This window comes from Nitrospira tepida, from assembly GCF_947241125.1.
Classification (GTDB): Bacteria; Nitrospirota; Nitrospiria; order Nitrospirales; family Nitrospiraceae; genus Nitrospira_G; species Nitrospira_G tepida.
The window spans coordinates 2,138,184-2,154,695 of the sequence record NZ_OX365700.1 but is presented as its reverse complement, the minus strand read 5'-3'; the positions used below and the strand labels follow the sequence as shown (position 1 = coordinate 2,154,695).

The window sequence follows — 16,512 nt, the reverse complement described above, 5'->3', positions numbered from 1 at the left end:
CGATGATGAGAAGAATTGAGAAAGGTTCTGCCGCGTGAAGTTCACCGGCAGAGAGATGATTCGGCGAGTGCCTACTAAAAGAAGTAAAGTGGCTTTATCCTACGGCTCTGCGCGCCGAGTTGCAAGAGTTTGCCGCCTGCATCACGAAATCTTTTTCGGTCGGGCATCATGCATAACTGAGACCAACCTCCGCCTGACCTGGCCTCAACGGCATCACTCCGATCACACAACACGCGCCCGGTGCGAACGCGCTGCGCACGGACCTCGGCAGGTTTCAGATCGTTCGTGTACCGACATAGAGATTTCACGCGACAACACCACGCGGCTCCACGTTGTATTTTGTCTTTGCCCGTCCTCCCTCCGGCGCTCGTCCCGAGCGCAGGTTCAATCACCCGATGCTCTGTGCGCTTATCTTCGGCACTCAAGGGAGATGTCATGCAGACTCCGGCAGGATGGACCGCTCCCAAAATGGACCATGCGGACCATCACTCCACCCTCGTCCCTATGATTGAATCCTTTCGCCAGGCCATCGCAGATGAGCTGCGGGCTCGGCAACCTCTGAGCGATACGGACAGCTTCACCTTCCCAATCCGCAACGGCCGCCTCCAACACCGTGCTGGGCGAACCTCCTATTTCCTCTTCGACTGCCAGCCGATTCCTGACCACATTCTGGAGGACGCCCATCCTTCTCTCCTAGCGAACGACCAGCGTCATCCTTGCCGAGTCGTTGGATTCTCGATCGATGGCCTCGCACTGGCGCTGGATACAGAACTGCAGGCGGAAATCCCCCAAGCGCATCTCACCTTTGACTCCATCAAGCTCTTGCAGGCCCTCGACAAACGACTGGTCCAGATCCTGCGGCAGCAGGCCGACTTCAACACCGCACTCAGCCTCAAGGCCTTCCAGCCCGATGCCGTCCCCAGACTCGTGGATTCCGCGGGAATTTCCGCACCCCCCTGCCTGAATACAGAACAAGCCGCAGCCTTCGCACGCGCGCTGCAGGACGACCTCCTGTTCGTCCTCGGTCCTCCGGGAACCGGGAAAAGCGAGTTGATCAGTGCCCTTGCTCAGGCTTTCCTGCATCTTGGGCAGCGGATCTTGATCTGCTCTCCGACGAACACCGCCATCGATCACATCCTCGACCTTGTGCTCGATAAGGTGCTGGATTGTCCCCGCGGAACGATCGTTCGCGTAGGAACTGCAAGCCCTGATAGCTCCGAGCGAAGCCAAACGACCAATCTTGAGGCCCTGGTACTGGACCAGATGACCGCTATCGAAGCAACCGTTGAGCCTCTACGGAAGCAACTCAGCGCCCTGGAAGCCGACCTGCCCGGGCTTGAAAGCCTGCTCCAGCATACTCTGCAGATCAGCATCTGCCAGCGCACCGTCGCCGAGCTGCAGCAACGGCATGATCTGCTCGTCGGCTATGAGGAGCGGCTCCTCAGCGCGATCGCAAGGGTTCGAAGCGAGTTGGAAGAGGCCCACCACCGCCTGGCGTCCCTGCGGGCCCTGCCCTTTGTGTTCCGGCTACTGAAGCGACGGCAGATCGCGCAGACGGAACAATTCATTCTGGAAGAAACTCCCGAGCAAGCCAGGCGCTATGCGGCCCTCCGGATGCTCGAACAGGATCTCCGCCAATCACGGCGACTCATCCAGGACGCTCAGGCACGGGAGCGAGCAGCCAGAGAGCACCTCCCCTTTTCAGCGGACAACTTCACCCTTGATGAACTCGAACTGCTGGTCCGCGTCACGCAGCACACAATCCGCGAGCTCCGGCAAACCGTCACTGATGGAGAGCGGCGCATTGCGGAGATCGAACGCACGATCATCAACCGAAGCCGGATCATTGCGACCACCTTGACCCGGACCTATGCCTCCAAATTGCTTAGTCCCGAGCGGTTCGACGTCGTGATCCTGGATGAGGCGAGTATGGGCTTGCCGCCCGCCGTCTTTGCCGCCTCGTGTCTCGCAACCAAGAAGCTGATCATCGTCGGCGACTATCTCCAATTGCCCCCAATCACAGTAGCCAAGACCGAGCACACCAAAGCGTGGCTCGCGAGGGATATTTATCAGATCGCGCAGATCACGTCCGGACGGGATCAGCGGGTCGTGTCGCTCGCCACCCAGTACCGGATGCATCCAGATATCGCACGGGTTGCCGCGCGCCTGTATGCCCGCGCCGGCCTCGCATATCACTCGGCCGCCCACATGGGGGCAGCCCGTCGGCCCTTGACGGCCTATGCGCCCGCTCCTGGTCAGCCCTTGATCGTCTTGGACACGGCCGGCGCCGATCCCGTGACCAAACGGGACCGCAGAGGGTCGCCCTATAACCTGTACCACGCCATGCTCGCTGTGCGGCTTGCCATGCAAACCGTCTCGACCCCGGGTGAGGCGCCATCCGTCAGCATCATCGCGCCCTATCGCGCCCAGGTCCATCTGATCGAACGATTGCTCCGCCTTCAAGGGCTGGCAGATTTGGTTCAGGCCGGAACGGTCCACCGCTTCCAAGGACGCCAGAGCGATGTCGTCATCTTCGACACGGTCACGACGGCCAACATCGCACGGACCATGCTCGGGTGGGTGCACGAGGACGCAGCGCCGCACAAGCTCATCAACGTCGCGATCACGCGCGCGAAAGGAAAGCTCATCCTCATCGGCCACGCCGGGGCGCTCGAAGAACTCCAACGGAGTCCCGAACCGCTGCTCTGGGACTTTCTTCAACTGGCCCGGGAATACGGCGTCATCGTGCCCGCGACATCGCTGCTCGCAGCGGTCCCGGATATCCACTTGGATTCCACCGCACAAACAGATCAATTGCTTTCGGAGGTGCTGGCGCGCTCACGCACTCACAGGCAACCCCTGCACCTGATCGAGGCATCTCCTGCGGCAGTGTCGGTTTCCTAACTCGCACCGCACGGTCGCAGAGATGTTCTGCCATGATTGCTCCCTAGTACGCTACGGCTGTAAGGAGAGTTCTTCCCGTCTCCACCTGAGAGAACAGGTTCTCGATCGAGTTGATTTCTGACCGGAGACATCCTAGACTGCGACACTGCGGAAAGGAGACACTGTGGACACCGACTCCCTAGCTCAAATTCGCCAAATCGTCACGGAGGCGTCACAAGGCCTGCGCGAGGAAATGGGAGGGCTCCGTACTGAACTCCGGCAAGAAATGGCCGCTATGACCGCGACCCTGCGCGAGGACATCGCGGACGCCAAGCGCCACTCCGGCATCCTTGTCGAAGATCTTCACCACAAGCTCGACTTGGTCATTGAAGGACAGCAGTTTCAACGCCAACAGCTTGTCGACATCCGCTCAGAAATCCACCTAGAGTCGCGCGATACACGGGCCATGCTCCAGCTGTCCTATCATCAGCTTCAGGAGCGGGTTGAAAGCCTTGAACGTCGGCTCCAGACCGTCGAGCAGCACCTCGGACTTTCAACCTGATCGGTTCTGAAAGTTCGACTTTCTCACGGACCAGACAGTGGTTGCCCCTTTCCCTCTTCACGCAGAACCCCGCGCCTTCAGATAACAGCTCCCGACAGTTATCATCCGGCTTGCCCGATATTTACAATTCCCTACCCGGAGATCGTACCGTTTTCCCGCGCGCGTCAGAAAACTATGAACCAGCTGGCCCGCTGCGCGGGCATTGTCTCCGGCCCAGCGGCTCTGGTAGACAAACAGCGAGGAGGGCACATGACGCTTCAGGAATTGGCAGATGCCATGACCAGCGGACTGCAAGAGCAAGGGATCATCGCCACGCCAGGCCCGTCGATGAACAACCACTACGCTGCGAAACTGCTTATCCAGATGCAGAACGGCCCCAATCTCGGTGCTATCAAGCTTTATGTCGGCAAACGTGGCCCCACTTTGGTCCCTGATGAATTGCACTCCTGTCCACCGGCCATTCTAGCGACCATTACTCAGGTATGGCAGCGCATTTCCGGTGGGAGCTCTGCTGCTCCGAGGGGTCACGACACGCTGACCATCGACCCATCGGTTATCCAGGTCTGGGTGGACGGAGCCTGTCTCCAGGCACCGCTCGGGTACCGGTTCGGGTGGTCGTTCGTCGTCCAGCAAGGTGATCGAGAATTGCACCGGGACTCCGGCAGCCTTCTGCAAAGCGGCGCATTCGAACACCGCAATGTCGGAGCCGAACTCGAGGCCGCCACTCGCGCGCTGACCTGGTGTGTTCTCAACGGGTACAAGCAAGTCACGGTGTACCACGATTACAAGGGCATTGCCGCCTGGCCAACCGGCGCTTGGCGGGCCAATACCCCGTCGACCCGCGAGTACGCCCGGTTCATCAAAGCGTTGCCGATCGAGATCGCGTGGCAGAAGGTTCCGGCGCATCGTGGCATTGCGATGAACGAACTCGTCGATCAACTCGCCAACCGCGCGGCAGCCGAGAGTCCCGCTCTTCCGATTCCCGCAAGCTCGACTCCTGATCCCGTTATGTGAAACGCGCCCTTCCTCGCACGTCTTTTTTTCCACCGTCCGAGCGGTCATGAGGCCCGCTGCGCGGGCAGCATGTCCGAAGTGTTGACCGGGGCCCGAGCCCACCTCACGAATCAGACCACACTTCGGTGAACGGCCCAGGCCCCGGCCTGTCGTTCTCTATTGCTCTGCACTCCTGCAGGGCCTTTGTTCACCCATGAAAAGGAGTGTTGCGATGAGCACTGCTACCGCTGATTCGGGGACGGACCGGAAACTATTCAAAGATACGAACAAGCTTGAGATGACCGGACGGCTTGCGAGGAACCCGGAGATCCGCTACCGAGCCAATAGCCAGGCTGTGACTACGTTCGATCTCTGCAGCACCGAGGAGTATCCAGTGCAAGGGGATGTGCGAAAGCGGGAATGCTGGGTCACAGTCGTCATGTATGGCCCCGATGGCGAGAAGTTCGCCGGTGAAGGCCAAAAAGGCGATTGGATCGGCATCGCCGGCAAGCTCCAACAGCGTCGCTGGGAAACCGAGGATGGCCATAAGCGCGCGAAGCATGAGATTGTCGCGTTCTCCGCTGAGGTCAAGCGCAAGGCTCGCACGAGCACCCCGAGCTGATCCAGCTCAAAGCGGGCGGCTTCAGACCATGGAGCCGCCTGTTGTGTTTCGAGAGCGCGTCTGTCGCTCTCCACCCTGGGCCATGGGGACTAACATGGCCACCCACTTGGCACCCAATCCTTCAGAGGCGCGCCATGGACATCTTCGATTCTGCATTTGTCGGAATCCTGCAATTCATGGTTGCTTCCGTCACCCTGGGTACCGTCCTTGGCTCGATCGCGATCTACGTCTTCCAGACCCAGGAGAGACGGGTGGCTCGTCGTACGCTCTTCATCCACATTCCGCCGCACTATCCACTCGGCCGCTGCCGGTAACAGCCAGCTCAGACTCGCTGCGCTCGTAGGTCACACCTCCCGGGTAATACATGGAGGTGCGCCATGACTGTACTGACCCGCGGACAAATCAAGCCGGGCGTGATCGGCATCGATACGACCGTGAAGTCTGCCATCGGACTGTGGCGATCCTTCGCCCCGACGTGGTCTATGGTGATGGGCTGGAAGCGCGGAGAACTCACCTGGGAGCAGTACGTCTCGCAGTACGGTACGATCCTCGCTCGTGTTCCGGATGTTGTCTGGAACACCCTGGCCGCGCAACCCGAAGCCCGATTGCTTTGTTATTGTCGTGACGGTCTACCCTGCCACACGCACCTCATTATCTTTTCCGGGATTTGTTCTCGTATTCGAATCGCTATGAGGGATGAATGGTTGCATATATGCTAGTAGCGCATAAAGCCTCTTTCAGGCTCTACGATCCCGTTCAAGACCTAAAGGTCGAACGCCAATCTTCACTTGAAACGGATTGCCTGCATTCTTCAAGAGCGACGAGATGGGGAACCATGGTGAAGCCCGCTCTAACAGGAGCTTGGCCGCCTCTGACCAATTGACTTCATTACCCGTTCACTGTTCGTCAGAAGGAGCTGGCGTCAAATAGACCTCAGATGGCTGTTCCCCTTAGCCGGTCGTTGGAACGGATTTATCATGATGACCCAGCATCGCATTGTAGAGCGTATCATTAGCCTGCAGCCACGTTTCTTCGAGTGCGACATAGCTTTCTTCCATTTTGAGTAACCGTAACGCTAAATCCCGTTTCGGCATTTGCAGATATCGCTCGTACACTAAGCGAAGATCGCGGCCAGCTTTTACTCTCGGCTGTGGCATCTCCTCGAGGCACTCCACCGAAAAGCGTCGTTTGCCACGCGGTGCCCGCCAAGTGCGATGCGCCTCATACAGCTCGCGGGCTTCATCATTGCCCAAGATCGCACTGGCTGAGATCCCCAAATGTTTTCGGTCCAATTCCTTGGACGTCATGACAATTGCCATCAGCGAGACTTTTCGTTTGGCCTTTAGCAGTGCATGAACGGACTGGCGCACGAGCAGGACCGTACGCTGGCGTTTCGGTTCATACACCCGCTGCACTAACCAGGGACGTCGGTTATCGCTTTGTAGGCTGCTCGTCGATTTGGATGAGCGGGACACGAGATTCGTCCTTTCGATATTCTTCAATCAACGTCATTTCCTGCAACTCCCGTTCGCACTCGCGCACCAGTTGCTGCATCCGCTGGCTTTCTGCGAGCAGCCCTTCTGTCTTGGTAAAGGCGATCTGCCGGAGCGCCCATTGACGTTTGTGTTGGACCTGATGCCGCCTTGAAGGATCGGGTACTTTCCCCGGGCATCCGACGCATGCAAACTTCGCCGTGCAGAATCCGTGGCTCACACAGATTCCTCCGATGACATCGGTGAGGGTTCCTACCTTGTCATGTGCCTCCTCATACAGAGCTTTGAGGTCTTCTGGAAGACGCACGACGGCCTTTCCCACATTTAAATGAGATGCGAGTTTGGCGAGGTATTGGTCACTGGCGTCCACAAGGAAGGTTTCAGTTGGCTTGCTGTAGTAGTCGGTCACGGCGAGGTTCTTTTGCTTGAGCATTTCCCGCACGATATCGATCGGCAGTTTTTCAACCTGCACGGCATGTGTGGCAAAGGCATGGCGAAACAGGTGGGGGCGGAGCACCACGCGAGTGCCGTCGACCGTTGACAACGGAATCCCATGGAGAAGAAAGCGCACACAACTGGTGAGGGTTTTATAATCCAAATGTTTGGACGAATACTGGAAGATATAGGGTGCTTTTCCAAACCGATGTGCCCGGGCCAGATGCTTGTTATAAGGCACCCGCGGTAACGGCTGCCCGGCCTTGAGCCCATAATGCTCAGTAAGCATCTTGGCCACTTTGACCAGCAAGCGCCGCGTTTCCTCGCCAATGAAATAATTCTGCGGAGTATTCGTTCGTTCTCCTTTTGGAACCAACTGTAAGACGTACCGCATGCGGGGCGATTGATCTTTCGCTCCGGGTGGCGCTGGGAAAATCAGTCGTGCGAGGCAGTCGCTACTCAGGCGCACTTGGCAGCTTTCATTAATGCGCATGCCCGTTGTGGTCCACAGATCCAGCGCGAGGAGACCGAACAAGCTGGCGACATACAGGGACTCTAACGGGATCAATATCTTGCCCGTCTTCTCCATCAACCACACTAAGTGATGCCCTCCCCCCTGTTGGATCGTTGGGGTCAAGACGCCAGCCACATACGTGCCGAATGGCTCTGGACTATACAGCTTTGGGTCGCGTGAATATCCCCACGCGGCGAACCACCGACGTCGCAGCTCTTTTTCCTCTTCCTTGATCTGTCGTTGTGATCCCAGGACCTTCTGCTTGATGAGATCAACAAACCACAGTCCTTCCGGCGTGGCGGCTCCAGTCCGCTCAGCCTGAACAAATTCTAGGATGAGGTAGTTATTACCCCGTGCAAACTCCCACCTTTGTTTGTGCGCACGCCGCCGCACCTCGACGCGAAATGTGTCAGGGTACGTGAGGCGAATGCTTCTCTTATCCCAGACCCGAAAGCGCAAGGTTTCGTCGCCTTCCTGATAGTGAAACGCGATCGGGAAGACCGGCTCTCCTGTGGCATCATGAGGGGCTCGTTCCACCGCTTCCTTCATAGCCTGGCGAATGCGAGTGATCAGATTCAGGCGAAAGTGCGCCTCAGCCCGGATCTGCGCATACTGCCGAACGATGGCATCGGTCTCGGCCTTTCTTCTTTTTCGCGCCAGCTGACGCATTTGCTCAAAGTCTCGCAGACCGCGGACCTCCTCAAACGGAATCAGAGGGAAAATGAATGGCCGGTATTTCTCCTGTTGCTGAGCGGACAATGTCTGTAGCCATTGGTTCCCGTATCTGGCCAGGGATTTATAGGACAGCCAAAAGCCATACCGGCTCTGATCCGTATCGTCCGGCACAAGCTCACCTTTTAAATACGCAATCATCGTTTCCTTAGGCTTCCAGTCGTCCATCGATCTGAGGCTCAACACCTCGAAGAACGTTCTTAACCGGGCGTGGCAGGAAGCCATGCGTCCTTCAATGGTATGCAAATCCATACGGTTGGCAGAGAGAATGGCAGCTCCTAGAATCAGATGATTGGACCAGGGATATCCAAGACGTCGCTCCAGGCGACGCACGATGCGATCATGGATGCTCGGCCATTTGTGCCCATTCTCTGGATCGGCACCTGTCCGTGGCGCTCGATACACCAGAGGATCAATACGGCCCTTGAACCGATTCCATGGCCGGGTCACGTTCGCCTGCAAGGTTACCTCCTAACTCTTGTAAGAACGTCCAGTCAGCGTCTTCTGTTCCTGGTCTGTGGGTGATGGCTCTTGTTGGGAGGCGGGAGCCTTGATCAACGATAGCTTCTCGGAGGACGTTGTCCAAGTGTTGGTGCAGTTGATTTTGAATTTCGGCGTGACGACTTGCGTTAAAATAGTGCTCGTAAGACTGCAGGGTCACCCATCCGCTTTTCCAGCTCATATACTCGATCAATTCACGCAATTTGCGATTCAGATCCGCCTCGCTTTGCGAGGTTTCATAGATCTGTCGAATGGCCAAGGTGACATACCAGTGACGAGCTTGATGCATGTTCGCTCGCAGGCCGGCCACTTCACACGCCGGATTCCAGTAGTAGCGACGGTAGTGGTCCGCAGATAAGACGGTCCCGTGTTCGGTCATGAACAGTGGGATCGTATGAAGATCGACAATCCCTGAACGAGCCAGCTTCTGATAATCGGCCAGCGAGGCATGGCGGGAATCGATGTCTCGCCGTTCAGTGTTCACATACCGGCGCAGAAGGTTGGCGGCTTCGCGAGAAAAGCGGATAAATTTTGTTCTCACTTCATGGCTGCCTTTGTTGAACGCCGTCGCCTCTTGCAAGAATCCTCGAGCCCCCCAGTCTCCAAATGTGAGGCCGAGGACCTCCGACACTCTCGCTCCTGAGCTAAAGAGAATCTGCGCAATGCATTCCTCGCGGATTCGCCAACGCGGGAGCCTCCGTCCTCCAGCTAGCACCATTGCTGGAAATGCAGGATCATCAATGGGCTGGGGCCTCCATTCAGTTCCTTCCAAACGGAAATAATTTTCCGAGAGCCGTGTCTTCGGCATTGGGTGAGAGACGCCGCTAATCTCAGGCATCGTGGGATATGGCGGCTCTTTTTTCAGGCCTTCTATCTGGTTGACGGTCCTAACAGCCCGATGCTCTAACGGGTTGTCGAAGGCATAGCGCTTCGTTCTGCGCATGATCGAATAGAATGTCTTGAGCGAGGCGAGAAATACGCGGAGCGTCGTCCGTGTCTCTTTCGTCAAATACACGAGCTCAAAGCCGAGGTGATGAGGGCGAGCTTGCGCGGCCAAACGCTGAGTTAGATACTCCCGAACATAGTCTCGGATAATCATTGGTTCACTTGTCCAGGAGAACTGATGGGTGTCCAGCCAAGAGAAAAATGGCATCAAGGCATAGATATACGCGCGACAGGTCCCACGCGACAGCCGTGATGAGGCTTCCTCGCAGTAGTGGGTGAGCGGAAGATGAAGACGATTAGAGCCATCGAACACCAAGACCCGACGGCCACCATGTGAGGAACCAGGTCGAGAAAACAGCCGGTAGGTGCGGATAATGATCCCTTCGACAACCACGCCTAAGGTGCTGACGACCCGACATACAGTAGTAGTCAATAAAGGTCAACCGAATTGCTGGGCTATTTGTCGTATTTTTAAAAGTGACTGTTTACTTAAACGAGTATGCGGTGGCAGCCTGGCCCGACCGCTTTCGCGACGGACGCATGTGACGCCGTTCCTTCGACCGCCCCTCGATGCTGATGCGCTTGCGACCGAAAAGAAGGCCGCCGCGGACGGCGGCAGGAGGTGACGACGCTGACGATCGTCCAACCAAGGAGGCGCCGATGCGGTTCGAGATTCAGATCTCAGAGGGGATTCTGGACAAGCTGAAGGGGAAGGCTCATCAGGAGGTCGACTCGTTCGCCCGCCGACATTTCCGGATCAAGGAAATGCAGGCACGAGAAGAAGAGCAAGCCCGGACCCACACTTTCAACACCATCCGTGCGGCACTGAGTCGCTAGTGCTTCTCAGGCGAGTGGACATGCCTACCGTACCACGCTTCTAAGACAACCGGCTTCCCTTGGGCTGCCGCAGATCGAGCGGGAGCACGCCGCTCTGTCCCAATGTCGCGGCTTCGCGCCCACGATGCGGGCACTCGCCGCTCCGTACCAGGGCTGCATTGCGCACCTGGCACCTGAGGGAAAGGCCGGCGCTTCGCGCCGGCAGGTTACAGAACTCCGCGGTGCTCCCTTCTAATTGCGAGATCTTGCTCACCGAACCCAGGTGTCCTCCCTTATGAAGCCCCCTCCTCGCGCCCAGTCTCCGCCTCGTAACCAAGATTCACGACTTGTTCTTTCCCATCAATGATACGGACTTCGATTCTCCCCCGATGCCTTCTCATCCGATACCTGGCCTTGACCTTCCGCGCCAGGTTGATGAGGAACGGTTTCATTCGCGGATCAATCTTATGGTACGCGATGAGATAGTCTGCAATACGGGTGGGCATCGTACGGTAATTCTTTCGCAGCCACATTTCTATTTGCTTTTCCGTTTTCATCCAGCGTTGGCTTGTCATCCCGTAACTACAGGCACGCTGATACATGAACGGCACTGCCTCGGGGCACTCCGCCTCTGCCCGGACAAACAAAGTATCGACCTCCTCGCAGTACATCCGAATCCTGATTCGTCTGCCTGTGTCGCTTGAGCTTTCAGAGGCAGGTTGGACCGGGTTCGACACCTGAGTCCCATCAATAGGCCCTACCATCAACGCCTCGTCAGAAACAGCAGATATCTTCACTTCACCGGACCCGTTCCCCACCCCGCTTTACCTTCCCTCCGTCGCGTCGTGAGTTCAGGACAGTATATTCATATCTGTTATGTGCGAACGTCTTGAGCACAATCCCTCAGCAACCTCATCCAGGAAGCGCGAACAGCTCGGAACCCCGTACTGCCTCATGATAAGCAGGTTCACTCTGAAGGGAACCATCGTAGTATCCCTCAGTCTCATGGCAATTCGGATGTAGAGGTATTACTGCTTCGAGACCCACCCTCCAAACCCCTTGATCTCGTGGAGCATAGAAATACTCCAGGCAGTCGCACTCAACAGGCTGATCCGGGCATTGAGGCAACCTCAACAGAGAGGGCCCGCCTTATACGCCTATATATAAGGATAGAGCGACCCTCCTTAGACCTTCAGCGTTACATCGTCTTCATTCTCTAACATATTGCTACCATTCCTATTTCAGACTTTCGGCTTTGTTCGCGATTCCCTATTTCCTCTTTGGCCTGGTGACTTTGATGGTTTCCTGGAATCCTGGGAGCTCTCCGGCTTCTGGTCAGTAATACGACAGGCGAGAGGCCAGATTATCCGTTACCGCGAACCAGTCGAACTAAAGGAGCGCTACATGGCAACTCGCACAAGGGCGGCCGCCAAGGCAGGAATGACGTCAGGCGTTAGACATTCACCGAACCGATTGAACGGAGACGTGCCGTTCATCGGTCTCGACGTGGGCTACGGGTACACGAAGATTGTCTTTGAAGATGGGCGACGCTTCATCTATCCCTCGCTGGTGGCACCGGTTGCCGTCACCTCGATCGACTTGGGTCTCTCGCTCTCAAAGAGCGCCGTTCAGGTCGAGGGAGCCGATTATGTCGTTGGCGAGGAAGCAGTCCAAGCGGGCTGGAGGTTCCGCGAACAATATGACGGGTGGTGGACCTCTCCCACGTTTAAGGCGCTCGTGGCATTTGCAGCACGCCATGTGCCCGAAGGCGCCCACGTGTTCACGGGCCTCCCGCTCCATGTGTATGCGTCTGCAGTGGCCCAGACTCAGGTGGCAGAAGTAGTCCGGAAGGGACTTCGCACGAACCAGGTCACGGTCTTCCCTCAGGGCGTGGGGGCGTTTTTCGCCGCGATCGCTGCGCATCCCGGTTCTGAGGAAGGCCGGAACGCCTTCGTCGATATCGGCATGCGCACAACCGAGTTTGTCGGCATGTCCAATCGCCAGTTCCTGAGCGACCTCTCATGCGGCAAGGTCCTGGGCGTCACAGAGCTCTTCACACGCGTTGCCGACAGCTTGACTCACCAACATGAAAGAACAATCGATCCCTACGAAATTGATCTCGCGATTCAAGGTTTTCGCCCGATAAAGGTCAAAGGGGACAATCTCGCCCAAAAGCTCATCGATGAGACTATCCAACCCCTTCTCAAACCATTTGCCGAACGCATCCTCGGCGAAATGACCAGACTCTGGGGACCAGGCGCTCCGTCCTTTGACCGCGTCATTTTCTGCGGCGGAGGCGCATTGATCCTCAAGCCTTATCTTTCCGGATTCCGAGAGAAAGTGGAATTTCTCAGAGACTCGCAATACGCGAACGCCTGCGGGTATCTGCACTTCGGCCGGTGGGTCTATCAACGACCGGTCACGAACAATGCAGTCCATCATCCAGAGTCCGAGCGGGATCGCCAAGAGGAAGCAATTCAAGATGAAGATATGCTTCGTGTGGGAGGGACCATATGAGAAATGAGCCGGGGAAGGGGCATCGCATCTACCGGCTCTATTTCAACGAAGAAGATCCGTCCGACGTTGCGCTCCGGCGGTGGATATGGTCCCTGCCCACGCGAAAACGGGGTCATATCGTCAAAAGCATCCTAAGAAAACAGCTCGCAGACTGGGGCAGAATGAAAGGCCGTCGCGGAGTTCGCAAGCCCCGACAGATCCAGCGGCGGGTTTCGGAGCGGACCCTCCGAGCATCCAAACCGCAGAGGCCAATCCCTGCCACCAACGAGATTCAATCCCTTATCAACCAAGCCTTCGCATCGACAAGGTCGGCATCGTAGCTGGGAGGTACGTCCACACATTGCTCGCCTTGGCCCGCAGATTCGACGCCGTCTGAACATATCCCAGAACCCAGGACACTCACACACGATTTTTTCAGGTTCATAAACCCTATGGATCGCTAGTCCGCAGACCCCATTTGCCGGCACCGCGATTGTCGATAGATTGAGAGCCGTGTCTAAAGGATCGCGGTCCCCAAATCAGATGGTTGGGGGACAGGTTAAATGTAGGAACAGCGGCTTAGGAATGCGTCCCTGTGACCTTTTATCTGCTGGACCGCGAGACTTAGGGATAGCAAGGCTAGATAGACGTTCAACCGTGACCTATTTCGGAATGGACAAAGTTGAGACCTTTACCGTCTTCCGAGAGGTAGAGGAAAAAGCAACGCTTCGCTGATGGTCGGTGGACCGGCGACCCGCGGCTTGGTTGGACTATCACCTGAACAAACCTCCGCAGTGTCGGTTCTGAGATATCATGGTGACATGCTAAAGCGAAAACGGTATTCTGCTGAGCCGCTATCACAGCCCACACGACAAGCAGGAAAATATGAGCGACACAGGGAACCGACCAGAATTTCGTAAGCCCAAAGCGGCCGTTAACTATTCCTCACCGGAGGAATTGTTCTCGAAGCTACCAAATCGTGCTGGTAGTCACGGATATCTCAGGGTTCCCCAGGCCGATGTTCTAAGAGAGTATAAAGATTGCGCGGACAGGGATATCGCTCTCGAACTGCCCACAGGAACTGGGAAAACGGCCGTTGGTTTACTTATAGCAGAGTGGCGTCGACGTCGATCCGGCGAAAAAGTGGCCTATCTTGTATTGACGAATCAACTTGCCAAACAAGTTATGCGAGAGGCGCAAAATCTTGGAATTGAGTGTGCAGATCTTACCGGGAACAAAGACAGCCGCCATCCGGCTGAAGTAGGGAAATATAGTTTAGCAAAAGCAGTCGCAGTATCCACATACTCCAACCTGTTCAATGTCAATCCAGTCATACAAGAGTCTGATGTCCTCATCTTCGATGATGCACATGGTGCAGAGTCATTTGTGAGCGGAATGTGGACCGTTAGGGTTCGCAAGGACGCGCCGCGCCGACTTTACTCAGAGGTTTTGACTGCAATCAGGCCTTCTCTTACCGATGCACAATTTCGGGTAGTGACGGACGAAGATGAATTTGAGGTGGTCGAATTAGCCGATGTACATGCTTCTTCTGGAGTCGTGCCAGCTATTACAGCTATTTTCGATCGTGAAAGAGACGCGGAAATTTATTTTCCATGGGGTCTAATTCGAAACCAAATCCAAGCCTGCCTTTGTTTAGTGTCGACCAGAGAGATTGTTTTCAGACCTGTAATCCCTCCAACCCATACGCATGCCCCTTTTGCTAACACCAAGCAGAGAATCTATATGTCCGCGACTTTGGGAGGCGAAGGCGATCTACAGAGAAGTTATGGCATCACATCCATAAAACCGATTAGAGCAAGGCACGCTGAGTGGGGAAAAAGATATGTATTCGTACCAGGAATATGTCATTCAGAACAAGAATGTTCCGATCTCATAGCCAAGGTTTGGAAGGCCATAGCACCTCGTCGGGCCCTTTTACTGGCTCCATCTTTTCTAACCGCGGACAGAACGTTCACTCGGATCTCGGGTGGCATGAAGCCACAGCCTTCTAAGTTTAGCGCAGCGGATATTGAAGAGTCGCTTGAACCCTTCACCAATAGTGTTTGCGGAATATTGTGTCTTGCTGGCCGATACGATGGCATAGATTTGCCGGGTGACACCTGTCGTTTACTAATTATCTCGGAAACAGCGGCTGCTATAGATGCTCTTGAACGTCATATGCGCGACCACTGGAAAATGGGTCCCTTGCTGCGACGGCGGGAAAGGACAAGGCTTATTCAGGGAATGGGGCGATGCACAAGAGACGCAACGGATTTTGCGGTTGTCATTATGTTGGGCCAAAGCCTACTCAATGCTTTGACTACGCCGGCACTTGTCCAGGGCTTCCCTGAGGAAATTCAGAGAGAACTAACATGGGGTATGGAACAAAGCGACGTGGCGAAAGAACATCGCCATCAACTGAGCGACATGATTATTGGGCTACTAATGGACTCAGACTATCGAAAGCAAGCGAATGAAAGTTTAGAAGATATAACGATCGAAGGCCATGAAGAGAGAGATGATCCTTACAGCCAAGGTGCTATAGCGGAGGTCAATTATCTAAGGTCACTTTGGGACAGCGATTTCACACACGCCCTTCTCACCGCCCGTGAACAGGCCGATCGCACCAACGATCATGAACTATCAGGCTATAGAGCCTGGTGGTGGTACCTTGCGAGTATTGCAGCTTTTCACCTCGGCGATACGGTAAGCGAAATTGATTGCCTAAAACGAGCACGAGCAACGCGGATAAATTCGGGTTTCATGGATCACCTTTTGCGTGCACGTAGCAGAGCTACATCGGTGGATCCGTCCGACATCGATGATATTAGAGCGGAATCTATATGGAATATTTTCGAAAAGTGGGGATGGCAAGGTCCTCGCTTTAGTGGAAAACTTGATGAAATGCTGGAGGGGCTAAGCAAACCTGACGACCCGACCCAATTCAATATTGGCTTAGAAAGATTAGGTGAGTGTTTTGGCGCCAAAGTATTTCGTCGCACTGAAGATGGCGTTCCGGATGTTGTCTGGTTGTTTCATGACTGTTGTTATGCCATTGAAAATAAGTCTGACAAGAAGCCAGATGGTGCTTTGTCAAAACGGGATGTTCAGCAGGCGAAGGGCCATCCAGAATGGGTTCTTGCCAATATAGCGGAAGCAAAAGATATTCCCATTAGACCAATAGTCGTTTCAGATGTTTATCCGGATGCCATCGCGGAACCTTTTATTGAAGGGCTGTTTCATGCGGTAATTGAAGATATTGTTAAGGAAGGTAACCGAGTTGCTTCCGAACTTCCTAATCTTCGCGCACAGTTTGCCGGCAAGGAATATGGATCAGTTCACGGCGAATTCAGAACCGCCATTAAGACTGCGTCTCTTGACCGTGGAACGGTCGAATCCTTTTTCTCTAAGCCGCTAAGGATGAAATCTTAAAGATTCCGTCTCACTCGATCTCACTCCCTCTAGGATGGCAAGTTGTTGAGTTTCTGAAATAAGACCTGTGAAACCAGGGTCAGCATTG

General features: G+C 55.4%; 13 protein-coding genes. 9 read left to right on the top strand and 4 right to left on the bottom strand.

All coding sequences use genetic code 11. The features are described from left to right. The first annotated feature begins 435 nt into the window (after positions 1-435). From QWI75_RS10150 to QWI75_RS10125, 6 genes are all read left to right on the top strand, one after another. On the top strand, positions 436-2,904 hold the full coding sequence (locus QWI75_RS10150; protein ID WP_213041773.1) for a DEAD/DEAH box helicase: 2,469 nt from the start codon (positions 436-438) through the stop codon (positions 2,902-2,904). 163 nt (positions 2,905-3,067) lie between these two features. Then, positions 3,068-3,445: a hypothetical protein gene (locus tag QWI75_RS10145; protein ID WP_213041774.1), complete on the top strand. Its 378-nt coding sequence runs from the start codon at positions 3,068-3,070 to the stop codon at positions 3,443-3,445. A 249-nt stretch (positions 3,446-3,694) separates the two neighbouring features. Then, on the top strand, positions 3,695-4,459 hold the full coding sequence (locus QWI75_RS10140; protein ID WP_213041775.1) for an RNase H family protein: 765 nt from the start codon (positions 3,695-3,697) through the stop codon (positions 4,457-4,459). A 211-nt stretch (positions 4,460-4,670) separates the two neighbouring features. Next, positions 4,671-5,060, top strand: coding sequence for a single-stranded DNA-binding protein (locus QWI75_RS10135; RefSeq protein WP_213041776.1), 390 nt, complete (start codon positions 4,671-4,673; stop codon positions 5,058-5,060). 134 nt (positions 5,061-5,194) lie between these two features. Then, positions 5,195-5,374: a hypothetical protein gene (locus QWI75_RS10130; RefSeq protein ID WP_213041777.1), complete on the top strand. Its 180-nt coding sequence runs from the start codon at positions 5,195-5,197 to the stop codon at positions 5,372-5,374. Positions 5,375-5,437: 63 nt separating this feature from the next. Continuing rightward, complete coding sequence (locus QWI75_RS10125; RefSeq protein WP_213041778.1) at positions 5,438-5,779, top strand: DUF488 family protein, N3 subclade; 342 nt, start codon at positions 5,438-5,440, stop codon at positions 5,777-5,779. A gap of 231 nt (positions 5,780-6,010) precedes the next feature. Here QWI75_RS10125 and QWI75_RS10120 read toward each other — a convergent pair whose 3' ends face one another. From QWI75_RS10120 to QWI75_RS10110, 3 genes are all read right to left on the bottom strand, one after another. Then, positions 6,011-6,379, bottom strand: a complete 369-nt coding sequence (locus QWI75_RS10120) for a hypothetical protein (protein WP_289268520.1) — start codon at positions 6,377-6,379, stop codon at positions 6,011-6,013. Between the two features lie 112 nt (positions 6,380-6,491). Continuing rightward, positions 6,492-8,696, bottom strand: coding sequence for a site-specific integrase (locus tag QWI75_RS10115; protein ID WP_213041780.1), 2,205 nt, complete (start codon positions 8,694-8,696; stop codon positions 6,492-6,494). Beyond that, positions 8,647-10,074, bottom strand: a complete 1,428-nt coding sequence (locus QWI75_RS10110; protein ID WP_289268519.1) for a site-specific integrase — start codon at positions 10,072-10,074, stop codon at positions 8,647-8,649. The genes QWI75_RS10115 and QWI75_RS10110 overlap by 50 nt, the downstream gene beginning before the upstream one ends. Positions 10,075-10,340: 266 nt before the next feature. On the opposite strand from QWI75_RS10110, the gene QWI75_RS10105 reads away from it, so the two are divergent. Beyond that, positions 10,341-10,517 carry a hypothetical protein gene (locus tag QWI75_RS10105; RefSeq protein WP_213041782.1) on the top strand — a complete coding sequence of 59 codons (177 nt, stop codon included), beginning with the start codon at positions 10,341-10,343 and terminating at the stop codon, positions 10,515-10,517. 272 nt (positions 10,518-10,789) lie between these two features. On the opposite strand, the gene QWI75_RS10100 is transcribed toward QWI75_RS10105, so the two are convergent. Then, positions 10,790-11,167: a hypothetical protein gene (locus tag QWI75_RS10100; RefSeq protein WP_289268518.1), complete on the bottom strand. Its 378-nt coding sequence runs from the start codon at positions 11,165-11,167 to the stop codon at positions 10,790-10,792. A 733-nt stretch (positions 11,168-11,900) separates the two neighbouring features. Here QWI75_RS10100 and QWI75_RS10095 point away from each other — a divergent pair. Both QWI75_RS10095 and QWI75_RS10090 read left to right on the top strand, forming a co-directional pair. Next, entirely contained in the window at positions 11,901-13,013 is a 1,113-nt protein-coding gene (locus tag QWI75_RS10095; protein ID WP_213041785.1) for a ParM/StbA family protein, read from the top strand. An 864-nt stretch (positions 13,014-13,877) separates the two neighbouring features. Further along, on the top strand, positions 13,878-16,424 hold the full coding sequence (locus QWI75_RS10090) for a DEAD/DEAH box helicase (RefSeq protein ID WP_213041786.1): 2,547 nt from the start codon (positions 13,878-13,880) through the stop codon (positions 16,422-16,424). Positions 16,425-16,512 lie beyond the last annotated feature (88 nt).